The 23,230-nt window shown below is 49.8% G+C and carries 20 protein-coding genes and 1 pseudogene; all 21 read left to right on the forward strand.

All coding sequences use genetic code 11. From position 1 onward, the window contains the following. Positions 1–7 precede the first annotated feature (7 nt). The 21 genes and pseudogenes from B1728_RS19710 (at position 8) to B1728_RS19805 (ending at position 23,218) form a co-directional block, all read left to right on the forward strand. On the forward strand, positions 8–1,198 hold the full coding sequence (locus tag B1728_RS19710) for a nucleotidyltransferase domain-containing protein (protein WP_079912106.1): 1,191 nt from the start codon (positions 8–10) through the stop codon (positions 1,196–1,198). 11 nt (positions 1,199–1,209) lie between these two features. Beyond that, a complete protein-coding gene (locus B1728_RS19715; RefSeq protein WP_079912107.1) occupies positions 1,210–3,024 on the forward strand; it encodes an ABC transporter ATP-binding protein in 1,815 nt (604 codons plus the stop codon). A gap of 154 nt (positions 3,025–3,178) precedes the next feature. Further along, positions 3,179–3,928 (forward strand): glycosyltransferase family 32 protein, encoded by a 750-nt coding sequence (locus B1728_RS19720; RefSeq protein ID WP_483310988.1) that lies wholly within the window; start codon positions 3,179–3,181, stop codon positions 3,926–3,928. Positions 3,929–3,937: 9 nt separating this feature from the next. Continuing rightward, complete coding sequence (locus B1728_RS19725; protein WP_079912108.1) at positions 3,938–5,131, forward strand: glycosyltransferase; 1,194 nt, start codon at positions 3,938–3,940, stop codon at positions 5,129–5,131. 47 nt (positions 5,132–5,178) lie between these two features. Then, the gene (locus B1728_RS19730; protein ID WP_079912109.1) at positions 5,179–6,213 is read left to right on the forward strand and encodes a glycosyltransferase; all 1,035 of its coding nucleotides are present in this window, start codon (positions 5,179–5,181) and stop codon (positions 6,211–6,213) included. A gap of 38 nt (positions 6,214–6,251) precedes the next feature. Then, on the forward strand, positions 6,252–7,412 hold the full coding sequence (locus B1728_RS19735; RefSeq protein ID WP_079912110.1) for a polysaccharide pyruvyl transferase family protein: 1,161 nt from the start codon (positions 6,252–6,254) through the stop codon (positions 7,410–7,412). Positions 7,413–7,428: 16 nt separating this feature from the next. Then, positions 7,429–8,619, forward strand: coding sequence for a glycosyltransferase (locus tag B1728_RS19740; protein WP_079912111.1), 1,191 nt, complete (start codon positions 7,429–7,431; stop codon positions 8,617–8,619). A 17-nt stretch (positions 8,620–8,636) separates the two neighbouring features. Then, complete coding sequence (locus B1728_RS19745; RefSeq protein WP_079912112.1) at positions 8,637–9,818, forward strand: glycosyltransferase; 1,182 nt, start codon at positions 8,637–8,639, stop codon at positions 9,816–9,818. 18 nt (positions 9,819–9,836) lie between these two features. After that, positions 9,837–11,024: a glycoside hydrolase family 88 protein gene (locus B1728_RS19750; protein WP_079912113.1), complete on the forward strand. Its 1,188-nt coding sequence runs from the start codon at positions 9,837–9,839 to the stop codon at positions 11,022–11,024. Between the two features lie 4 nt (positions 11,025–11,028). Continuing rightward, positions 11,029–11,589 (forward strand): acyltransferase, encoded by a 561-nt coding sequence (locus tag B1728_RS19755; protein WP_079912114.1) that lies wholly within the window; start codon positions 11,029–11,031, stop codon positions 11,587–11,589. 49 nt (positions 11,590–11,638) lie between these two features. After that, positions 11,639–12,160, forward strand: coding sequence for an acyltransferase (locus tag B1728_RS19760; RefSeq protein ID WP_225948355.1), 522 nt, complete (start codon positions 11,639–11,641; stop codon positions 12,158–12,160). Positions 12,161–12,187: 27 nt separating this feature from the next. Next, positions 12,188–13,747 carry a lipopolysaccharide biosynthesis protein gene (locus B1728_RS19765; RefSeq protein ID WP_079912116.1) on the forward strand — a complete coding sequence of 520 codons (1,560 nt, stop codon included), beginning with the start codon at positions 12,188–12,190 and terminating at the stop codon, positions 13,745–13,747. 460 nt (positions 13,748–14,207) lie between these two features. After that, positions 14,208–16,040, forward strand: a complete 1,833-nt coding sequence (locus tag B1728_RS19770; RefSeq protein WP_079912117.1) for a polysaccharide biosynthesis protein — start codon at positions 14,208–14,210, stop codon at positions 16,038–16,040. An 18-nt stretch (positions 16,041–16,058) separates the two neighbouring features. Beyond that, positions 16,059–16,934 (forward strand): UTP--glucose-1-phosphate uridylyltransferase GalU, encoded by an 876-nt coding sequence (galU, locus tag B1728_RS19775; protein WP_079912118.1) that lies wholly within the window; start codon positions 16,059–16,061, stop codon positions 16,932–16,934. 9 nt (positions 16,935–16,943) lie between these two features. Beyond that, positions 16,944–18,098 carry a glycosyltransferase family 4 protein gene (locus B1728_RS19780; protein WP_079912119.1) on the forward strand — a complete coding sequence of 385 codons (1,155 nt, stop codon included), beginning with the start codon at positions 16,944–16,946 and terminating at the stop codon, positions 18,096–18,098. Then, positions 18,083–19,195, forward strand: a complete 1,113-nt coding sequence (locus B1728_RS19785) for a glycosyltransferase family 1 protein (protein WP_079912120.1) — start codon at positions 18,083–18,085, stop codon at positions 19,193–19,195. Before B1728_RS19780 ends, B1728_RS19785 begins: the two co-directional genes overlap by 16 nt. Before the next feature lie 5 nt (positions 19,196–19,200). Beyond that, on the forward strand, positions 19,201–20,085 hold the full coding sequence (locus B1728_RS19790; RefSeq protein WP_079912277.1) for a glycosyltransferase family 2 protein: 885 nt from the start codon (positions 19,201–19,203) through the stop codon (positions 20,083–20,085). A gap of 22 nt (positions 20,086–20,107) precedes the next feature. Beyond that, the gene (locus B1728_RS19795) at positions 20,108–21,175 is read left to right on the forward strand and encodes an EpsG family protein (protein ID WP_079912121.1); all 1,068 of its coding nucleotides are present in this window, start codon (positions 20,108–20,110) and stop codon (positions 21,173–21,175) included. Positions 21,176–21,188: 13 nt separating this feature from the next. Continuing rightward, positions 21,189–22,205 (forward strand): annotated as a pseudogene (gene galE, locus B1728_RS19800) (UDP-glucose 4-epimerase GalE); the annotation flags it as partial. A 100-nt stretch (positions 22,206–22,305) separates the two neighbouring features. Next, on the forward strand, positions 22,306–22,452 hold the full coding sequence (locus B1728_RS36340; protein ID WP_179136099.1) for a YwzD family small protein: 147 nt from the start codon (positions 22,306–22,308) through the stop codon (positions 22,450–22,452). A 169-nt stretch (positions 22,453–22,621) separates the two neighbouring features. Next, entirely contained in the window at positions 22,622–23,218 is a 597-nt protein-coding gene (locus tag B1728_RS19805; protein WP_079912123.1) for a sugar transferase, read from the forward strand. Positions 23,219–23,230: the final 12 nt, after the last annotated feature.

Consider the following 23,230-nt stretch of genomic DNA (forward strand, 5'->3'; position numbering starts at 1 on the left):
GAGTAAAATGGAAGCTGGGTTGTCTTTGGACCTTTCGCAATTTCCCAAGGAACTGGTGCTTTTGCTTTCTATGCTGCAGTCGGAAGAAGGAAAATGCGGCAGCAGGCGCTCTGGCAGCAGCGGGGAGCTTGATCCTATCGATTGGGATGCTTTCTTAGAGCTTGCGGTCCATCATCGGGTATTCCCCGCATTATATAGGAAGCTCAAGGATTCACAGGAAGCGGTTCCTCCTTCGGTGCTTCAGGCTTTAAAAAACGATTATAAGCAGAACACGTTTCAAATGCTTCATTTAAGCGCGGAAATGGATGCGGTATGCAAGCTGTTCTCCGATGCACAAATACGAACCCTAGTCCTGAAGGGGCCGGTGCTTGCGGCGGATCTGTATGGAGATATTTCTTTACGGACCTCGGGCGACCTGGATATCCTCGTCCCCATCGACAAGCTGGAGCTGGCGGAGAAGCTGCTGGCCGGACACGGCTATGTGAAGGACGAATATATTCAAACCGTGCTGAATGACTGGAAGTGGAGACATCACCATGTCACCTTCTTTCACCGCCACAAAGGAATTAAGGTGGAGGTACATTGGAGGCTGGGCCCGGGTCCCGGCAAAGAGCCCGGCTTTGATGCTTTGTGGGAGAGAAGAAGGATAAGCGCTGTTACCCGGCATCCTGTCTATTATTTGGGGAGAGAGGATTTATTTTTATTTCTGGTGTCCCACGGGGCGAGGCACGGATGGTCCCGGCTGCGCTGGCTGATGGATATCGACCGCATGGCAGCACAGAACCTGGATGTGCCGAAGCTTCGGCGGCTGCTGCAGCAATACGGGCATCTGCATATCGGTGCGCAAGCCTTGCTGTTGACGTCTCAGCTGCTGAACACCCCTTTATCGGATGAATTGAGAGCATTGACGCAGGCGAAGCGCGCCGAAGCGTTGGCGCAGGATGCCCTGTTCTATATCCGGCAGATGGTCAATTTACATTCGGAGCCGCTGCCCCTCGAGGTATCGGAATACCACAGGAGGCATTTGTTCTCCCTGATGTCCAGTACGCGCAAGGTGCTCTTTATCCTGACCTTCTTTTATCCGTATCCCGAGGACGCCAACACCTTGACGCTGCCTAAGTCACTGCATTTTCTTTATTTCCCTCTGCGTCCCTTCTTATGGGTATGGAGAAAAACCAAAAGGCTAGCCTTTTCATGAGGAGGAACGGAATGGAGCATGTTCTGTATTACACCCGTAAATTACATTCCTATGCCGGCAGCATTTTGTATTTGAATCTGCTGGGAATGACCTGTATCAGCCTATTGGACGGTCTGGGCATTTTTCTGTTGATTCCTTTGCTCAGTGTAAGCGGCATCCTGAATCTGCAGGTCAGCGCCATTCCTGGATTGGGATATCTGGATGCTCTAAAGGAGCTTTCTCAACCGGTTGCTCTCGGAGTGATCCTGGGAGCCTACCTTCTGCTGGTTATCGGTCAGGCCGTCATACAGCGGAATCTCAGTCTTCGGGATACCCGAATCCATACCGGCTTTGTCAACCATCTGAGAATGGAGACGTACCAGGCTTTACTGCAGGCCAACTGGAGCTTTTTTATGAGAAAAAGAAAGTCGGATCTGATCAACGCGATGACGAATGAGCTGGGCCGGGTGACGAATGGAACTTACGTCTTTTTGCAGCTGATGGCATCCATCATCTTTACTGTGATTCAGATCGGCATTGCGCTGTGGCTGTCCGTAAAAATGACGCTGTTCGTTTTGGCCTGCGGCAGTATGATGGCGCTGTTCTCCCGTTCCTTTATCCGGAGATCGCGAATGCTGGGGACTCAGACATCCGACGTAGCACGGAATTACATAGGAGGAATGACCGATCATTTTAACGGCATCAAGGACATCAAGAGCAACATGCTCGAGCCTTCGCGTTACCGCTGGCTTCAGAACTGGAGTGAGGCTGTCACCCGGGAGAGATACGAGCACGCCAGGCTCGGCTCCAAATCGCAGCTGTTTTACAAGGTGGCTTCTACGCTGATTATCGCCGCTTTTATTTATGGGGCTGCTATTTTGTTTCAGACCCAAGGGGAGCAGCTGCTGCTGATCATCATGATCTTCTCGAGATTATGGCCGAGGTTCACCGGCATTCAATCGAACCTGGAGCAGATTGCTGCGGCCATTCCTGCGTTCACCTCTTTAACGGAGCTGCAAAAGGAATGCAGAGAAAGCAGGGAAGTCAGCATAGACACGCAGGATTATACCCAGGTGAAGCCGCTTCGCGTTCAGGAAGGCATCGAATGCCGTGATATCCACTTCAGGTATAACCCGAATGGAACGGGCTATGCGCTTCGCAATATTAATCTGCGTATTGCCTCGAACCAGATGACGGCGATCATAGGCCGGTCCGGTGCCGGGAAGAGCACCCTGATCGATATTGTGATGGGGCTGTTGATTCCGGAGCAGGGAGAAGTGCTGGTCGACGGCGTGCCGCTAACGAAGGATAATCTGCTGAGCCTGAGAAAGTCGATCAGCTATGTCCCGCAGGACCCTTTCTTGTTTAACGGAACGATCAGGGAGAATCTGCTGCTGATGAATCCGGATTCGACGGAGGAAGAGATGCGGGAGGCACTTCAATTTGCCGCAGGAGAATTCGTGAACCGGCTGCCTCATGGTTTGGATACGCTTATCGGGGACAGGGGAGTCCGGTTATCGGGCGGAGAACGCCAGCGGCTCGTATTGGCGAGAGCGATACTGAGACGGCCGTCTATCCTTGTATTGGATGAAGCGACAAGCGCCCTGGATTCGGAGAATGAGGGCAAGATCCAGGAGGCCCTGGAGCGTCTGAAGGGGACGATGACGATTATCGTGATTGCCCACCGGTTGTCGACCATTCGCAATGCGGATCAGGTCCTTGTATTGGATGAAGGCGCCATCGTTCAACGGGGAGGCTTTCAACAGCTGGCGAAGGAAAGAGGGAGAGTATTCGCTCATTTGCTTGGAAACCAGCTCCAGGATTCGACAATGATCTCTCAAAAGTAAAATTTTGTATTGACATGTTCGTTATAAAGAATTACCATGAAAGAAGAAGCAGTATCAGTACTGTACGGGATTTAAACCGGTGGTGACACCTTCATTTTTTTGTCTGGACGTTCTTTATAGAGAATTATTCTTCTGACATAAGGAGGCACACGAAGTGAATGTGAACCACCAAGTCCGCCAAATTCCCAGAGTCATTCATTACTGCTGGTTTGGGGGCAAAGAGAAGCCCGATATCGTAAAACGCTGTATTCAAAGCTGGGAGCTGCATCTGCAGGGATACGAAATCTTTGAATGGAATGAAGACAGCTTCGACATTAAGAGCAACACCTATATTCGACAAGCCTATGAAGCGGGAAAATTCGCTTTTGTCAGCGACTATGTCCGGGTCCATGCTTTGTATCACTATGGCGGCATCTATATGGATACGGACGTCGAGGTCTTCAAATCCTTTGATGACCTGCTGCATCATGCCTCTTTCTGGGGCTTCGAGCAGGAGAATTACATAGCGACAAGCACGATCGGCGCAGCCAAAGGCAATAAGCTGATTCAGCGGTTTCTGGAATCTTACGAGAGCAAGAGCTTCATTAGGGAGGACGGAACCTTCGACGATCTGACCAATGTGGCCATCGTGACCCGAATGCTGGTGGAGCTTGGGCTGCAGCAAAACGGCCAATATCAGGAATTGGAGGGCATAGGTGTCTTCTATCCGCAGACGTATTTTTCTCCCTACGATTATATCAACTGCCGGAAGTTCATGACGGAGCATACCTACGCCATGCACCATTTCCATAAAAGCTGGCTCTCTCCCAAAGCAAGGCTGAAGAGCAAAGTGAAAACGATAGCAGCTCAGTGGATTGGCGGGGACAATATCGCAAGACTGAGAAAGCTGGTTTCGAGAACTTAGGAGGTATAGATGAAAAGCCTATTAATTGCTTCCTACGACATGGAGGTCGGGGGAGTGGAGCGAAGCCTGGCCAGTATGCTGGAGCATTTCGATTACGAACGGTATGCCGTGGATCTGATGCTCTACCGCCACAAGGGGGATTTTATGAGCTTGTTGTCCCCAAAGGCACGGCTGCTGGAAGAGGTTCCGGAGTACACGACGTTCCGCAAGTCGATCGCCGAAACGTTAAAGGAGCGGCATTACCGGATCGGATTATCGAGAATCGCATCGAAGGTCAATGCGGAGCTGCTGGGAAAAATGCGCAAAATCTCGGAACCGGGCTATTATCAAATGCAGCTGATGTGGAAGTATGCACTGCCTTTTTTACCAAAGGTGGAGAAAACCTATGATGTGGCTATCAGCTACTTATGGCCTCATTATTTCGTTGCGGACAAAATCGAAGCCCGAACCAAAATAGCCTGGATTCATACCGACTATTCCAATGTCGATACAGACATATCGCTGGATCTAAGGATGTGGAACCGGTTTGACCGCATTATCGCCGTATCGGATGCCTGCAGGACGTCATTTCTTGGGAAATATCCCTCGTTAGAATCCAAGGTCGTTGTTATCGAGAACATTACGTCTCCGGAATTCATAAGAACGATGGCTAATCAGGACACGGCGGATCCGATCAAGAACGACAGCCGATTTACGATCATTTCCGTAGCCCGTTTGTCTCATGCCAAAGGAATCGATAATGCCGTTAGAGCCCTGAAGCTTCTTAAGGACAGAGGCTATGAGGATATCGCCTGGTATGTTGTCGGCTACGGCGGCGATGAGGCTATGGTCCGTCAGCTGATTGCTGAATCTGGGCTCCAGAACCGGTTTGTTTTGTTAGGCAAGAAGACGAATCCTTATCCGTATATGCAGGCAGCTGACCTCTATGTGCAGCCGTCCCGGTATGAAGGGAAAGCCGTCACGGTAACGGAGGCCCAAATACTGGGCAAGCCGATCTTGATCACCAACTATCCTACGGCCAAGAGCCAGGTTGAGGACGGAATCGACGGCATGATATGCGATTTGAATGTGGAAGGCATAGCCGAGGGGATTGAGAGGCTGTATAAGAAGCAGGAGCTGAGAGAGCGGCTAGCGGCCAACACCAGGAGCAGGGATTATGGCAATGCAGATGAGCTGAATAAGCTGTACAGGCTGATTGTATAGGAAATGCAGGATGTAGAGAGATTTTCAGTGGCGGAGTGATTGGGGACATGAGTATCAAGGTAAGTGTGATTGTGCCGGTATATAACGCGGAGAAGTATGTGGCTTCTTGCATCGAATCCTTGCTGAATCAGACGCTTCGGGAATGTGAATTCATCTTTGTCAATGACGGCTCCAAGGACCAAAGCGGGCAGGTCATTGAGGAATACCGGGAGAAGGACTCTAGAATCAAGCTGATCCAACAGTCGAATCAGGGGGTAAGCGCAGCGAGGAATGCAGGGCTTCAGGCAGCGACCGGAGCCTTCGTAGGCTTTGTCGATGCCGACGATTACGTGGATAAGGATATGTACGAGGTGCTCTACAGCACGGCCGTGCAGGGCGATTATGACGTGGTGATCTCCAATTTTGAAAGCGAGATTGAAGGCCATAAAGTAATTACAACCTATCCGTTTCCGCACGGTACCGTTTTGAAAAAGGATTATATCGAGCAAGAGGTTTTAACTTATTTTCTCAAATCGGATCAATTGAACACGGTCTGCAGCAAATTGTATAAGCATAAGCAGATCCGGGACTATCAGGTGAAATTTCCCGATAAGGTGGCGCTTGGGGAAGACGGACTGTTTAATATGCAATTTTTCAGGCATGCGGATCGCATTCGCTATATCGATTACACCGGCTACCATTATCGCGAGGTCATAGGCAGCGCTACGCGGAACATCTTGGAGAAAGACTATTTCAAGCGGGCGCTGGAGGTGTACACCCTCGACATTCCGGATATGTATTTGACAACGATGGATAAGATGAGGATTCAGCAGCTGAGATCCGTCAAGCTCATCAACAGCGTTATGTCCTATATTTACGTGTACTTTAAATCCTCCACAGGGATTAGCCTTGGGGAACGGTTCAAGTACGTAAGGAACATGATCAGTGACCCGTACGTGAGGGAAGCCTTGCCCTATTTTTATAGCGAGATGTACCCGTCGTTGGGAACCTATGAGAAATTTATTGCCGATATGATCAACAAAAGGTTCACGCTCGGATTATTTGCCGCCGCCACATACAGCCGGTTAAGGAACAAAGCTTAGCGGGAACACCGCCAGGAACTATAGGAGGAGCCAGGACAATGAAAATTATGATGTTTGCACATGACGGGAGTCTAAACAGAGGATGTGAGGCGATCGTACGCTCGTCCACCCAGATCATTAAGGAAAAAATCCAGGGAGCCAAAGTATATCTTGCATCCGGGAAACCGGAGACCGATAAGATCATTTCGAAGCTGGACGGCATTTACGACGGGTCCGCCCGCGGAATCAAAAGGTATTCCTACGATTGGTTCCTCTCGGCAGCCAGGATGAAGCTCTTTAAGGATGAAACCTATGCGCTGGGTAAAATTCATCAGAATATTGTGAAGCATATTCCATATATGGATGTCTGCTTATCGATCGGCGGGGATAACTACTGCTACGGCGAGCAGCCGGGGTGGTACGAAATTAACCGGAGGGTCAAAGCCAACGGCAAGAAGCTTGTGCTATGGGGCTGCTCCATAGGCGAAGAGGATATGTCCGATAGAAAGCTGCAGGATCTTCGGCTGTTCGATCTGATTCTGGCCCGCGAAACCTTGACTTATGACATGCTTGCAGCCCGAGGGCTGACCAATGTCAAGCTGTGCGCCGATGCCGCATTTACTATGGAGAAGGAAGAGCTGGAGCTGCCGGCCGGATGGCAGGAGGGCAACACGGTAGGGCTGAACTTCAGTCCGCTGGTATGGAAGAAAAATAAGGAGTCCCGGACGGCGGTCAGGGAGCTTATCCAGCATATTCTGGATACGACCGACATGACGATTGCGTTGACTCCCCATGTTATGGAAGGCGGAAACAATGATTACGAGGTTCTTCAGCAGTATGAAGAAGAATTCAAGAGCACCGGACGGGTGCTCCTGCTGCCAAGTAATCTGACGGCAATCCAATATAAGGGCTACATAGCCAGAATGAGATTTTTTATCGGGGCAAGAACTCATGCCACTATTGCGGCTTACTCCAATTACGTTCCAACGATGGTGCTCGGGTACAGCGTCAAGTCCAAAGGCATTTCGAAGGATATCTTCGGGGAGGAGAAGCTGGTGCTGAGCATTGATCAAATCTCGAACAGTTTTATGCTGAAGGCCAAGTTCGACGAGATGGTTAAGGAGGAGGAGCCGATTAAGCGGCAGCTTCAGGCTTCGATCCCCCGCATTAAGGACATGTCCTATAAGGCCGTCGAGTATCTGGATAAGCTAGTTCAATAAAAAAGAGGGCGGCAGGATGAAAAAAAACTTGCTTTTTGTGATGCCAAGCCTGACAGCCGGCGGCGGTGAGAAAAGTCTGGTGAATCTGTTATCCCAAATTGACTACAAGTCCTATAATGTAGACCTGTTTCTGTTCAGCCAGACCGGAGTATTCATGAACTTATTGCCGAGAGAAGTCAATATTGTGAGCTTCCCGTATACCTACAACATCTATACCAAGGGCTTGAAGAAATCAGTCCGGGAATTTCTGGCTAAAGGTCAGGTGACCTTGGCCTATTCCAGATTGATGTTCACCGTGATGAACCGGGCAATCAAAAACAACGCCTATTCCGAGCAGTATACCTGGAAGTATCACAGAAAAGCTCTCGACACCCTGGATAAGGTATACGATGCAGCCATAGGATACCTGGAGAAGTCCTCCATCTACTTTGTAGTCGACAAGGTTAAGGCCGTCAAAAAAATCGGCTGGATCCATACGAACTATGCGAATTCGGGCATGAGCCATCATTATGATCATCCCTACTTCGACCAATTGGACCATCTGGTTACGGTGTCCGAGGAATGCGCCCGATCGCTGCACGATTATTTCCGCCACTTAGATCAAAAAATCAAGGTAATCTATAACATTGTATCGCCCAGAACGATCCATCAGTTAGCCCAAAAGGAGATCGAGGACGGCACCGTATTCGACCCCGGCTATACGAATATCGTGACGCTGGCGAGGCTGAGCCATGAAAAAGGAATCGATATGGCCATTGAGGCTTGCAGGCTGTTGGTAGACAAAGGGCACCCGATCCGGTGGTACGTGCTGGGGGACGGGCAGGACAGGGAAAGCTTGAAGGCTTTGATTGAGAAGTACCAGCTAGGCTCCCATCTCCAGCTGCTGGGTGTTAAGGAAAATCCGTATCCCTATATGAATAAGGCGGACCTCTATGTTCAGCCCTCCCGCTATGAGGGCAAATCGATAGCGATCGACGAGGCCAAAATTCTTCATAAGCCTATCGTGGTAACAAGCTTTGAAACCGCGAAGGATCAAATCCGGCATGGAGTCAACGGCTTTATCGTAGATATGTCGGCGGAGGCGATCGGCGCAGGGATCGAGCAATTGCTGGAGGATAAGGCTTTGCAGCAGAGGCTGGCCGGAAATCTGGCCTCCGAGAAGCTGGGCACGGAAGGCGAAATTCGGAAGCTGTACGAAATTTTATAACGCGGGTGGTCGTTGCTTTGAAGAAAAAGGTTTTGTTTGTCATGAACAATATGCGGTGCGGCGGGGCCGAAAAGGCATTGATCTCGTTATTGGAAACGATAGATTATTCAGCCTATGAAGTCGATTTATTTTTGTTTCAGCATGACGGATTGTTCATGAGCCAAATCCCGCAAGCCGTCCGGCTGCTGGAGGAGCCGCCGCAATTTCAATATTTCGATATGTCGGTTAGAGCTGCGATCATGGATTGCATGCAGAAGGGGCAATGGCATATCGCCCTGTGGAGAGGGCTCGCCGGCATGATTTTCAAAAGTGAAAAGAACAGGGTTCGATGTGAGCAGAGAGTGTGGAAATTTATATCGAAGTCGTTGACGAGTATAGATCAGACCTATGATATTGCTGTAGGGTATCTGGAAAAAAATCCGATTTATTTTTGCATCGACAAGGTAAGGGCCCATAAAAAAATCGGATTCATCCACAACGATTACGACAAGTTGGGGATGGATCCCGATCTGGATGCGGCGTACTTTGAGAAGCTGGATCATCTGGTTACGGTCTCCGATGAGTGCGGCAGGGTGTTGAAGCAGCGATTTCCGCTGTATGAGCGCAAGATCCATGTGATGCATAATATCGTATCTCCATCCGCAATCCATAAGCTCTCCTTGAAGCCGTCCGGCTGGAGTGAGCAGCATATCAAGCTGGTTTCTGTAGGGAGGCTGAATCATCAGAAGGGCTTTGAGATGGCTATTGAGGCGTGCAAAGAGCTGGTGCAGGGAGGCTACCCGGTTAAATGGTATATCATCGGCGAGGGTGAGGAGCGGGGCAGATTGGAGCAGATGATTGCAGCGAACGGCCTGCAGGACGTGTTTATCCTGATGGGATTGCAGGAGAACCCGTATCCGTTCATCAAAGAAGCGGATATTTATGTGCAGCCGTCCCGGTTCGAAGGGAAGTCCATTGCGGTGGATGAAGCGAAAATATTGAATAAGCCTATCGTGGTTACCAACTTCAGCACGGCCAAGGATCAGATTCGCCACAAGGCAAACGGCTTGATCGCCGAGATGACCCCTTCCTCCATCGCTGCCGCCATCCGGACCTTAATCGACGATGAGGTTCTAAGAAGCCGATTGTCGCTGAACCTGTCGAAGGAGAAGCTCGGCACCGAAGCAGAAATTCGTAAATTATATGAATTATTCGCGTAACAGGAAAGGACCGATTTCATGCTGTTTCAAACGATAGGCGTACTGTTGTTAGGTCTCATAGCGATCGTCATTTTGATAGACGTGATCCCTATATGCCGGGATTGGCTTAGCCGGATTCATATCGGGCGTTACCAGGATAAGCAGCTATGGAACAAGTCTATAACAACGATAGGAACCCGCTGGCTGAACCATACCCCCAAAATCAAGGTGACGGATAATACGAGATTCGTTGCGATTGATATGCTGAGAGGAAATTACACGAAGAGCGCGATCCAGCATTGGCAGGAAGCTGCGCTGGTTATGGGCTTGGCCGAGTATTTGAAGCGTAACGACGACCTTCAGGTCAGACAGGAAATGACGAAGTTTCTGAATTCCAAGTTTGACAGTCAGGGACAATGGGTGGAGCAGCCCAAGCAGGTGGATGCCGCCATATTAGCCTATGCGGTCATGAAGCTTGACGGTGTGGATACAGACCGTTACAAAGCCGCGTTCGATGCCGTTTGGGAAATGATTCAGGATCACATAGGGCAGGATGGAACAGTAGCTTACCGGAAGTTTATGCAAAATTACCGGTATGTGGATACGATCGGATTCATTTGTCCCTTCCTCGTCGCATACGGGGTCCGGTACGGAAAGCAGGAATGCGTAGATTTGGCGGTCAGGCAGATTCAGGCCTATGAAGAGAATGGTATGCTGGATCCCCATTATATTCCGAGTCATGCGTATCAAGTGGAGAATAAAGTTCCGCTCGGGCTGTATGGCTGGGGAAGAGGCTTAGGATGGTTTGCCATCGGGCTTATTGATGCATGGACGGAGCTTCCGGAGGGGCACCCCTATAAGTCCGTGCTGGAGGAGAGCGTGAAACGGTTTGCGAGAGCGGCCAGCTCGTTTCAGCAGTCTTCCGGCAACTGGAGCTGGACGGTTACCCGCAAGGAATGCAGGCCCGATTCATCCACCACAGCCACGTTGGGCTGGTTTATGCTGCAGGCTTCGCAAATTGAAGAGATTTCCGAGCTGTGCAAGGATAGCGCCGATAAGGCCGTTCGTTATTTAATGCAGGCTACCCGCAGGAACGGAGCGGTCGATTTCTCTCAAGGGGACACCAAGGATATCGGAGTGTACTCGATGCTGTTTAACGTGCTTCCGTTCACGCAGGGCTTTTGTATCCGAATGATGAATTCCCATTCTTATTCCAGGGTTGGGTGAGCCAATGATCAAAAAATGCATTCATTTCATTAGAGCCAGGGCGAGGAAATATATATTGGAGGAGCTGTGGCTCGAGGACTATATCAAGATGGGCTTAAGAATAGGCGATAACTGTTCCATTCAGCCCGGGGTCGTCTTCGATTATTCCCACTGCTGGCTGATCAAGATCGGCAACAATGTCACGATAGCGCCGCAAGCCTATTTGCTCGCCCACGACGCCAGCACCAAGCAGCTCAGCCAATATACGAAGGTGGGCAGCGTCACCATTGAGGACAATGTGTTCATAGGCGCCAGAGCCTTGATTATGCCCGGTGTGACCGTCGGCAAAAATTCCATCGTAGCCGCTGGCAGCATCGTGACCAAGTCGGTGCCCGAGGGGGTTGTCGTCGCGGGCAATCCGGCGAAGGTCCTATTGACCGTGGAGGAATATATCGAGAAGACAAACGCGCTGATGAAGAGCAGGAAAACCTATGGGGAACGCTTCACGCTAGGCGGGAACATATCCCCGGAGGATAGGCTCAAGATGTACGAGGAGCTTATTCAGGAGATCGGGTTTGTCGTATAAATTATTAGAGTAAGCGGGTGGCCCAATGATTGCAAGGATCCTATCTTCGTTGAAAGCGAGGATACAAAATAAGCTGAATCCCAAGACAGAGCTGCAGCGGCTGAAGGAGAGAGGTTTAACCTACGGGAAAAATTTTAATTTTTTTAACAGCGTTATCGATTACGGCCATTGCTGGCTTGTTGAGATCGGCGACGATGTAACGATAACCAACAGCACCATTCTGGCCCATGATGCCAGTACCAAATATTATTTCGGGAAATCCAAGATAGGCAAGGTCAAGATCGGAGACAGGGTCTTTATCGGGTATAACAGTGTCATTCTGTGCAACGTTACCATCGGCAATGATGTTATCGTGGCGGCGGGCTCCATCGTAACCAAATCCATACCGGACAACAGCATTGTAGCGGGCAATCCGGCAAGGGTTATCGGCAAAACCTCCGATTATTTGGAAAAGCACAGGGAGCTGCTGAAGGTTAAGCCGGTATATGATACGTATTGGCCGTATAAGACCCAGGAACAGATTGAGCAAATCAAAAGAGAGCTTGACCATGACTTCGGCTATGATGAATAAATTAGAGTCAGGAATGCGGAGATCCTTATGAGAGTGAATAATTCTATCATTAATATATCGGTCGGCATAGGAAATCAGCTCATCATTACGTTCTTGAGCTTCTTCTCAAGAACCGTATTTATCCAAACTCTCGGCGTCGAATATTTAGGGCTGAACGGCTTGTTTACGAATGTGCTGGCCATGCTTTCCCTGGCTGAGGCAGGGATAGGGTCGAGCATCATTTACAGTCTTTACAAGCCTGTCGCGGAAAACGATTATGAGAAAATTAATGTGCTCATGAAATTATACAAAAGGGCATATACCATAATAGCCTTCGTTGTTCTGCTGCTTGGTCTCGCCATCATGCCGTTTCTGCCTTATTTCATCAAAGACCACAGCCTTCAAAATATACAGATCATCTACCTTTTGTTCCTGGCCAACACTGTCATACCGTACTTCTTCTCCTACAAAACCAATTTATTGAACGTGTACCAAAAAAGCTACATTACAACGGCCATATTCTCGGGTCTGTCCATCGCATCCACCTTACTCAAAATCGGAATTCTGTATTGGACGCAAAATTACGTTTATTACCTTATTATTGATTGCCTGATCATACTCATCAATTCACTGCTCCTGTTCGTGATCGTTAACCGGATGTATCCTTTCCTGAAGGAAAAGGTGACAGCCAAGCTGGATGCCGCCACGAAGAGCGGTATTATCAAGAATGTGAAGGCCATCATACTCCAAAACGTAGGGACCTATTTCATTTTCGGAACAAGCAATATTATGATCTCGACCTTTGTCAGCATTGCCGCCGTAGGGCTGTACTCCAACTATAATATGCTGATAGAAATATGCCGCACGTTCATTAACCAGGTATTCAACAATATCTACCATAGTGTCGGCAATCTGGTGGCCAAGGAAAGCAAGGAAAAGATCTACAGCGTATATAAAGTCACCATGCTGATGAATTTCTGGCTGTATTCATTTTGCGCCATCTTCATGTACGTCATTATTGAGCCGTTCATCACCTTGTGGATTGGCAAGCAGTTTATTATGGAGAAAATGGTCCTAATTGTACTCATGGTGACCTTTTACGAAAGAGGCATGAGAAACTCGATCAGCACGGTAAAAACGACAGCCGGGATTTTCCACGAGGACCGCTATGCTCCCCTATGCCAGGCAGCGATCAATTTGGGCATCTCCATATGGCTGGTTCAAGCCATCGGATTGTCCGGGGTATTCATCGGAGCGTTAATCAGCGCCCTGCTCGTACCATTCTGGACGACGCCGTATCTTGTTTATAAGAAGGTGTTTCAAAGGCCTTTAACCCACTACTACGCGACTTACGCTTATTATGCGGCCATAGCGCTGGGGACCTGCCTGCTTACGAGCTGGTTATGCCATTGGTTCGCTGCGGATACGGTAGGGATGCTGATCATCAAGATGATCATTTGCATGATCGTGCCCAATATGGTGTACGCTGCGTTCTTTTACAAAACGGAGGAAATGAAATACGTACTGGGTATTGTCCGGCAACTGCTAGGCAAGGTTCTAGGGAAGGTCAAGCGTACTCCAAGCCCGAGTCTGCCCTCCGAAAGCTAGCGAATGATGCCTGTGACAGATTGGGGAAAATGGCGCAAATTGTATTGACAAATTCTTTATAAAGAACTAGAATGAAGGTACTGAGCACTAACTTAGTGGAAAAAGTTCGCTCCTTTTTTTTGCCTCACTTGTTCTTTATAAAGAATTTAAAAACAAAATTATTCTTGTTCAAGAACGAAATGATTGCAATTCATAAAATTCTCCTCCTTTTTACCTGCTTCATAAGAACTATAATCATTTCGACAAAATATACAGCATGAAGACTTAGCAGTGTCATATTTCATGAGAAATTCTTTTTTTTTGAAGTGATGTTCTTTATAAAGAACAATCTCTTTGCGGGACGGAATCCCTCGATGTTATCGAACGCGGCGCACGTTCCAATCCGACATTAGAGGGTTTAAATATAAGGTCTTTCTTCAAGGACCTTATACTTAAGTACTTTATTGGGAGGGTGAAGTTGTTGTCATACCATCAAAGGCTGTCGTTATTAATTATGGTTGATTCGGCCATCGTATTGACGGCTATATTCTTCAGCCGTTTTTTGCTGGAAGCCGACCTTCATGTCATTACGCTTCCGCTGGTCGTCAGTTCTATCACACTTCTGCTCAGTCATCATGTGTTTTCCATGATTTATAAAATGTATAAAAAAGCCTGGGAGTATGCGAGCGTCGGGGAATTGGTATGTATCGTCAAGGCGGTGACATTATCAATTATTACCACAGCCTTCATCCAGGAGATGATCGTGCAGGATATTTATGTCCGGCTGCTTGCGGTCACGTGGATGGTTCACATCTTATTAATCGGAGGCTCGCGTTTTTGCTGGCGGCTGATCCGGGGCATTTATATTAAAAACGATGTGAACAAGAAGCGTACGCTCATCATCGGGGCTGGATCGGCAGGCGTGATGGTTGCCAGACAGCTGGTTAAAAATCACGACGTGGAGCTTTTGCCGGTAGCCTTCATCGACGACAATCCGAACCTTCAGCATTTGGACATTCTGGGCATTCCCGTTGTCGGGGGCATCGACCAAATCGAAAAAGCGGTGGAAGAGCTTCATATCGACAACATTGTCATCGCCATCCCTTCCCTTGGCAAAAAGGGGCTTAACAACATCTTCAGGGAATGTGCGAAGACGTCGGCCAAGACGCAAATCCTGCCGATGCTTGAGGATATCGTAACCGGTAAATTATCGGTAAGCCAGTTCCGCGATGTTCAGGTCGAGGATCTGCTCGGCAGGGAACCGATTGAGCTCGATATCGACAGCATCTCGGGATACGTTACCCAGAAGAGGGTGCTGGTCACGGGGGCAGGCGGTTCGATCGGATCGGAAATTTGCCGTCAAATCACCCGCTTTCATCCAAGCCAATTGATTCTTCTGGGCCATGGAGAGAACAGTATTTACTCGATCGAGATGGAGCTTCGCGATCTGTGCGGCAACACAGACATTAAGTTCGTGACGGAAATAGCGGATATTCAGGATGCCGTCAAAATGATGAGCATTATGAACAAATACCGACCCCAGGTGGTCTATCATGCCGCTGCCCATAAACATGTGCCGTTAATGGAACGGAATCCGGAGGAAGCGGTCAAAAACAACGTCATCGGGACATTAAACGTAGCCAAAGCGGCCAGCAAATTCGGTGTCGGTACGTTTGTCATGATTTCAACGGATAAGGCCGTGAATCCTACCAGCGTCATGGGAGCTACGAAGCGGCTGGCGGAAATGATCATCCAGCACATGGATATGAGCAGCGAGACCAAGTTCGTCGCCGTTCGGTTCGGCAATGTGCTGGGCAGCCGTGGCAGCGTCATTCCGCGGTTTAAGCAGCAGATTGAAAAGGGCGGGCCGGTATCGGTAACCCATCCCGATATGATCCGATACTTTATGACCATACCGGAGGCTTCCCGTCTGGTTATTCAAGCGGGGGCGTTGGCCAAGGGAGGCGAAATCTTCGTTCTCGATATGGGGGAGCCGGTTAAGATCGTCGATCTGGCGAGAAATTTGATCAAGCTCTCAGGTCATTCCACCGACGACATCGAAATCGTCTTTACAGGAATAAGACCCGGCGAGAAGCTGTTCGAGGAGCTGCTGCAGGCTAACGAGGTCGAGGAGCGGCAGGTCTACCCCAAAATTTATATCGGCAAAACATCGGATTTGTACATAGAAGAAATACGGAAGGTCATTGCAAGCTATACGACGCTGGAGGGAACTGCGCTCCGGGAGCAGCTGCTGAATCTGGCTAACGGCAGAGTGATGCCGGCACCTGCCAAGAAATTAATTTCGATAGGTTAAGAAGGAGCGGATAAACGGATGAAGGTAAGAAAAGCTATTATTCCGGCGGCTGGCCTCGGCACCCGGTTTCTCCCGGCAACCAAGGCAATGCCCAAGGAAATGCTGCCGATAGTAGATAAACCGACGATTCAATACATTGTGGAAGAAGCCATAGAGTCCGGCATAGAGGACATCATTATCGTAACCGGCAAAGGCAAACGGGCGATTGAGGATCATTTCGACAGCTCCTTTGAGCTGGAGCAGAACCTGCTGGAGAAGCAAAAGTTCGACCTGCTGAACGAAGTGCAGAAGTCGGCGAACGTCGACATCCACTATATTCGCCAGAAGGAGCCGAAAGGCTTGGGGCATGCGATATGGTGCGCCCGCAAGTTTGTTGGCGACGAACCGTTCGCAGTTCTGCTCGGGGACGATATTGTCCGTGCGGATAAGCCTTGCCTGAAGCAAATGATGGAGCTCTACGATCATTACCGGGCCTCAATCATAGGGGTCAAGCATGTATCCGATGACGAGGTATCCCGTTACGGCATTGTTGACGGCAATCAGATGGATGAACGCTTTTATAAAGTGAAGCATCTGGTCGAGAAGCCGAAGAAGGAATTCGCACCGTCGAACCTGGCCATTATGGGGCGGTATATATTAAGCCCGCGCATCTTCGATATTTTAAGCAGTCAGGAACCGGGAGCCGGATCGGAGATTCAGCTTACGGACGGCATTGCGGAGCTGAACCGGCAGGAAGCGGTTTATGCTTACGAGTTCCACGGAACAAGGCATGATGTAGGGGAAAAAATGGGCTTTATCCAAACGACCATTGAATTTGCGCTCCAGCGGGATGATTTGCGCTATGATCTGCTAAACTATTTGTCCCGCGTGCTGGAGAAAGAGCTGATTAAATAGGTGACCGACATGACCCGAAAAGTGTTATTTTGCGCCACGGTGGACTATCACTTTAAGGCTTTTCATTTGCCTTATATGAGCTGGTTCAAGGAACAGGGCTGGGAGGTCCATGTCGCTGCCAACGGTCAGCTGGAGCTGCCATATGTAGATGAAAAGTTCGATATCCCTTTCGAACGCTCCCCCTTTAAGGCGGGCAACCGGAAGGTCTTTCATCAATTGAGAACGATTATTGAGGAGCACCAATACGATATCATCCACTGTCACACCCCAATGGGAGGCGTTCTTGCCCGGCTGGCGGCCCGGAGGGTGCGCAAGCAGGGAACGAAGGTGCTGTATACGGCACACGGCTTTCACTTTTGCAAGGGGGGGCCGCTGCTTCATTGGCTGCTGTATTACCCGATTGAGAAATGGTTATCCCATTACACGGACTGCTTGATCACCATTAATGAAGAGGATTACCGATTGGCGACGAGTCATCGGTTTAAGGCCAACCGGATTGATCACGTCCATGGGGTGGGGGTCAATACCGAGCGTTTCCAGCCTTTGGCCGAACCCGTCAAGCACGATGCTCGAAGGGCTATGGGGTATGAACCGGAAGACACGCTGATGTTTTACGCAGCTGAATTCAATAAGAACAAGAATCAGCAGTATCTTATTCAGGCGCTGGCCTTGATTCAGGAGCAAGCCCCCGGAACACGGCTGCTGCTGGCAGGCGAAGGCGCTTTGAAGGAAACGTGCCGGGAGCTGGCGACTCGTCTCGGGATTGCTGACAAGGTGCATTTTCTCGGATATCGGACGGATATCGATAAGCTTCTCCCCCTCTGTGATATTGCCGTCGCATCAAGTGCCCGTGAAGGCCTGCCGGTTAATATTATGGAGGCGATGGCCTGCGGACTCCCCGTCATTGCGACGGATAATAGGGGCCACAGAGAGCTGGTACATAACGATGTAAACGGGTGGATTGTAGATCCGCACGATTACAGGGCCATGGCGGAACGAATGACGGCTTTGGCCTTGAGCAAGCCGCTGCAGCATAAGCTCGGTACAGCCGGCCGCGAAATGATTGTGGCGAGCTACTCCATCCATAGGGTGCTCGATGAGAAACGCAGGATTTACACTTCATTTATGAATGAAAAGGGGGAGATATTGTGGGCGATCCCCTAAGAATTTTGCACGTAGTCGTCAATATGAATCGCGGCGGGGCCGAAACGCTGCTCATGAATATGTACCGGAATATAGACCGGACGAAGGTCCAGTTCGATTTTCTAACCTGCAGGGAAGGGGCCTTTGACCCGGAAATAGAAGCTCTGGGCGGCAGGGTGCATCGGATCCCTTACTTGACCGAGGTAGGCCACTCCGGGTACATCAAGGCGCTGGATCAATTCTTTGCCTCCCATCCCGAGTACCGAATCGTCCATTCTCACATGGACAAGATGAGCGGCTTCGTTCTCCGGTCGGCGAAGAAGGCCGGTATTCCGGCACGCATCGCCCATAGCCATAGCACAAGGAGTGAGGGAGGGATTGCCGCCAGAGCCTATAAATGGGCTTCGGGTCAGCTGATTCGCCCTTGTGCGACCCATCTGCTGGCCTGCTCGGGCAAGGCTGCCGCATGGTTATTTCCGAATAAGGACCGGCAGGTTGCAATTCTGAAGAACGGCATAGAGTCCGAACGCTTTGCCTTTTCTACGGAGGTTCGGTCGGAAGTAAGGGAGGAGCTTCGGCTCCAGGCGGACGATTTTGTTATCGGACATGTAGGCCGCTTCTCCGCACCGAAGAATCATTCGTTTCTGGTTGAAATCTTCGCCCGATTCCATCAGGAGCGTCCGAATTCGGTTCTTGTGCTGGCAGGCGACGGTCCGTTAAGGACCGGGATCGAGGAGAAAGTAAAAGAGCTGGGGCTGGAGCAGAGAGTAAAGTTTCTTGGAGTAAGGAGCGATATCGCCAGACTGCTGCAGGGCTTCGATATCTTTGTATTTCCCTCCTTGCACGAAGGGCTGCCGGTTACGCTTGTCGAGGCACAGGGAGCTGGACTGCCTTGCGTCATCTCCGACGTGATTACCCGGGAAGTGGATATGGGGTTGTCCTTGGTGGACTATGTGTCCCTTAACCAGCCGTTGGAGTCATGGGTTCAAGCCCTCGGGGACCGTATGGTGAAGCCTGTATCCCGCCGGATCCCGCAGCATTCGTTAACGGAGCACGGATATGATATCCGGACGACGGCCCGATGGGCGGAACAATATTACTTCTCGATAGCGAGGTGATGGGATTGAAGGCACTGACGGTGTTTACGCCCACCTATAACCGTGCGTACTGTCTTCCCGTTTGCTACGAGAGCTTGAAGCGGCAAACGTCGAAGGATTTTGTATGGCTTATCATAGACGACGGATCCAGCGATGGGACCCGGGATTTGGTCCAGGGCTGGATAGATGAGAATGAAATCGAAATCCGGTATCATTGGCAGGAAAATCAGGGCATGCACGGGGCGCATAACACCGCCTATGAACTGATTGATACCGAGCTTAACGTGTGTATCGATTCGGATGATTATATGCCGGACGATGCGGTAGAGAAGATCATTACCTTCTGGGACCGTTACGGCAGCGATAAAGTCAGCGGAATCATCGGGCTTGATGCTTATACCGACGGCCGGATTGTCGGGTCCCGGTTACCGGAGCAGCTGAGGCTCTCCTCCCTGTTCGAGCTGTACAACAAGCACGGGGTAACCGGCGATAAGAAGCTGGTCTACCGGACCGAATTAACAAGGCAATACCCGTACCCTTTGTTCAAGAATGAGAACTACGTAGGGCTTGCCTACAAATATTACATGCTGGACCAGCAGTATGAGATGCTGCTTATGAATGAGGTGCTCTGCTGCATCGAATATTTGCCGGACGGGTCCTCGAGGAACATGCTGAGACAGTACCGCAGGAACCCGCAGGGCTTCGCTTTTTACCGCAAAGAGCTGATGAAGCTGCCTTTCGCCGGCAGGCTCTTTAAGTTCAAACAGTCGATACATTATGTATCAAGCAGCTTTCTTTCCAGAAACCGGAGGTTTATTAGCGAGACCCCCTGCAAGCTGCTGACGTTAGCGGCGATTCCGTTCGGCTTCCTGCTTTATTGCTACGTATTGAGAAAAACAAGAACCTCCTAACCGTACGAAGGGAAGGCAGCTCATGGCCATACTTTGGATCAATTTATTTTCCGTCTACGCCGTCTCCCTGTTTTCGAGAGCAATAGCCAAGCCGTCTCCTATAGGGCCGGTGTACATAAAGCCGAATAAGCTGATGGCCTTTGTCGTCATTGTCATTTTTGTGATGATCTCGGGTCTTCGTAATAACATTGGCGATACCTTCTATTACATGCATTCGTATGTCGTCGACCCCTACACATGGGATTACGTCATTTCCAAAAAGGACATCGGCTTCGGGATTTTCCAGATGATTTTAAAAATGTATACGTCGAATCCCCAGGCCCTTGTTTTTATTACGGCTTTAATAACCAACGCGCTTATTGTCATGGTGATGTATAAGTATTCCCGGTTGTTCGAACTGAGCATCTATATTTATATCACTTCGGGCTTGTACGTCGTATCGATGAATGGGATTCGTCAATTTTTGGCCGGCGCGATCATCTTTGCCGCTACCAAGTATTTGTTTAACGGAAGCTGGCTGAAGTATATGCTGGTCATTTTATTCGCTTCCACCATTCATCAAAGCGCGCTAATCCTGATACCGATTTATTTCATCGTTAGAAGAAAGGCTTGGACGACGACGACCTTTACCATGCTGGCTGTGGCCATCCTGATGGTGCTTGGCTACAACCAATTATCCGATGCCATCTTCTCGGCCATTGAGGAGACCCAATACGGCAATTATAAGGACTTCAATGAAGGAGGCGCCAACCTTCTCAGGGTTGCGGTTCAAGGGGTTCCTATTCTTCTTGCTTATATGGGAAGGGAGAAGCTGAGACAAATATTTCCGGAAAGCGATTATGTCGTCAATATGTCGCTGCTGGGCCTCGTATTCATGATTATTGCTACACAGAACTGGATCTTCGCCCGCTTTATCATCTATTTCGGCTTGTACAATGTCATCCTGATGTCCTGGATTGTCAAGGTGTTTACTAAAGAGAGTCAACGGATCATCTATTACGCAATCATCCTCTGTTACTTCATTTATTTCTACTACGAAAATGTCGTAGTCCTGAATCTTTTGTATCGAAGCGATTATATCAGTTTTTAGGAGGGCGGAGCAGTTGGCTGTACTTATTACAGGCGGTTCCGGCTACATCGGTAGCCATACTAGTGTGGAATTATTGAATGCCGGATATGAAATCATCGTGGTGGATAACCTGGCGAACAGCCATATGGAATCACTCCAACGGGTGAGGTCTATTACCGGCAAGGATTTCAAATTTTATCAAATCGATTTGATGGATCAGGAAAGGCTGGACCGGATATTTGCGCAAAATGAGATCGAAGCGGTCATCCACTTCGCCGGACTTAAGGCCGTCGGGGAATCGGTTCGGCTGCCCCTTCGTTACTACGACAATAACATCACCGGGACCCTGGCGCTGTGCAAGGTGATGGAAAGCTACGGGGTGAAGCGGTTGGTGTTCAGCTCCTCCGCTACCGTCTACGGATTGCAGGAGCGGGTGCCGATCTCCGAGGAGCTGCCGCTTAGCGCCACGAATCCGTACGGGCGGACGAAGCTGATGATTGAGGAAATTTTACGGGACTTGTACCATTCCGATTCCAAGTGGAGCATAGCGCTGCTTCGCTATTTCAATCCGGTAGGAGCCCATAAAAGCGGCCGGATCGGGGAGGACCCGAACGGGGTCCCGAACAATCTGATGCCGTACATTACCCAGGTGGCGGTAGGCAGGCTCAAAGAGCTGCAGGTCTACGGGAACGACTACCCGACGCCGGACGGAACAGGGGTCAGAGATTACATTCACGCGGTGGATCTGGCGCAAGGGCATTTGAAGGCGCTGGATAGAGTAAACGCGACCACTGGTGTAGACGCCTATAATCTTGGAACCGGCCGCGGTTACAGTGTGTTGGAGATGGTAGCCGCCTTCGAGAAGGTGACCGGCAGGAGCATTCCTTATCGGATTACGGCACGGCGTCCCGGAGATATCGGACTCTGCTATGCCGATCCGCGCAAGGCCGAGCGCGAGCTGGGCTGGGTCGCCAAGCTGGGCCTGGAGGACATGTGCCGGGATGCATGGCGCTGGCAGATCAACAATCCCAACGGCTACGCCGGACATGAGGGTGTTCTGACCGGGATCGGTGCCAACGGCGATCCGCAGCTGCTTCATCATGGCGCATGGAATGATGCTTCCGCACATCTGGTAAAAGAGGTTTTGTAATATGAAGCTTTCCGAACTGACTCAGCAGCAAATGAAGGAAATTATGCTTAGGGCTTATCATAGGGGCAATGAAGCGGAACATTTGGGTGTGAAGGAATTCATCGAGGAAATCAAAGAGCAAATTTTATCCGCCGTAAGGGGAAAATGATTTGCGGCATTGCCTCACATGGATCAGCTCCGTTGAAGGACTGCCAATGGCTGGTTGCCATAGATGGTCAAGCATTGGCTGCATCGCTGTTAAGCGGAATTATATCGTATAGAGGCTGGAACGAATCCAGCCATATATTTCAGTTGAAAGGGTAGGAGCATGATAACTGATGAAACGATCGTTTGACTTGCTGGTTTCAATCTCGCTGCTGCTGGTATTCAGCCCGGTCATTGGAGTCGTAGCGGTTCTGGTGAGATGGAAATTGGGTTCGCCCGTTGTCTTCGCGCAGCAGCGTCCGGGGCTGCACGGCAAGCCGTTTTACTTGTATAAGTTCCGGACGATGACGGATGCGACGGATGCTGAGGGAAAGTTGTTGTCCGATGCGGTGAGATTGACGCCATTCGGTCAATTCTTAAGGAAGTACAGTCTGGATGAGATGCTGCAGCTGGTCAATGTGGTCAAAGGGGACATAAGTCTGGTCGGCCCCCGCCCGCTGCTGATGGACTATTTGCCATTGTATACGGAAGAACAGGCCCGCAGACATGAAGTCAGACCGGGAATAACCGGATGGGCCCAGGTGAATGGACGCAATGCGATTTCCTGGGAAGAGAAGTTTCAGTTGGACCTGTGGTATGTGGAGCATCAAAGCTTCCTTCTCGATCTCAAAATATTGCTGCTGACTATAAAAAAAGTGCTGAAGCCCGAGGGCATCAGCCATGGAAGCCATGTCACGATGGAACGGTTCACAGGTTCCAAATTTTCATGAAACGGGCGTGTT

Source organism: Paenibacillus sp. 32352 (genome assembly GCF_002042965.1).
In the GTDB taxonomy this organism is placed as follows: domain Bacteria; phylum Bacillota; class Bacilli; order Paenibacillales; family NBRC-103111; genus Paenibacillus_S; species Paenibacillus_S vulneris.

Excerpts from the sequence above, each read along its gene's own strand:
- B1728_RS19710 (WP_079912106.1), top strand. The coding sequence starts at position 8 with ATGGAAGCTGGGTTGTCTTTGGACCTTTCGCAATTTCCCAAGGAACTG.
- B1728_RS19715 (WP_079912107.1), top strand. The coding sequence starts at position 1,210 with ATGGAGCATGTTCTGTATTACACCCGTAAATTACATTCCTATGCCGGC.
- B1728_RS19725 (WP_079912108.1), top strand. The coding sequence starts at position 3,938 with ATGAAAAGCCTATTAATTGCTTCCTACGACATGGAGGTCGGGGGAGTG.
- B1728_RS19730 (WP_079912109.1), top strand. The coding sequence starts at position 5,179 with ATGAGTATCAAGGTAAGTGTGATTGTGCCGGTATATAACGCGGAGAAG.
- B1728_RS19735 (WP_079912110.1), top strand. The coding sequence starts at position 6,252 with ATGAAAATTATGATGTTTGCACATGACGGGAGTCTAAACAGAGGATGT.
- B1728_RS19740 (WP_079912111.1), top strand. The coding sequence starts at position 7,429 with ATGAAAAAAAACTTGCTTTTTGTGATGCCAAGCCTGACAGCCGGCGGC.
- B1728_RS19750 (WP_079912113.1), top strand. The coding sequence starts at position 9,837 with ATGCTGTTTCAAACGATAGGCGTACTGTTGTTAGGTCTCATAGCGATC.
- B1728_RS19755 (WP_079912114.1), top strand. The coding sequence starts at position 11,029 with ATGATCAAAAAATGCATTCATTTCATTAGAGCCAGGGCGAGGAAATAT.
- B1728_RS19765 (WP_079912116.1), top strand. The coding sequence starts at position 12,188 with ATGAGAGTGAATAATTCTATCATTAATATATCGGTCGGCATAGGAAAT.
- galU (WP_079912118.1), top strand. The coding sequence starts at position 16,059 with ATGAAGGTAAGAAAAGCTATTATTCCGGCGGCTGGCCTCGGCACCCGG.
- B1728_RS19780 (WP_079912119.1), top strand. The coding sequence starts at position 16,944 with ATGACCCGAAAAGTGTTATTTTGCGCCACGGTGGACTATCACTTTAAG.
- B1728_RS19795 (WP_079912121.1), top strand. The coding sequence starts at position 20,108 with ATGGCCATACTTTGGATCAATTTATTTTCCGTCTACGCCGTCTCCCTG.
- B1728_RS36340 (WP_179136099.1), top strand. The coding sequence starts at position 22,306 with ATGAAGCTTTCCGAACTGACTCAGCAGCAAATGAAGGAAATTATGCTT.
- B1728_RS19805 (WP_079912123.1), top strand. The coding sequence starts at position 22,622 with ATGAAACGATCGTTTGACTTGCTGGTTTCAATCTCGCTGCTGCTGGTA.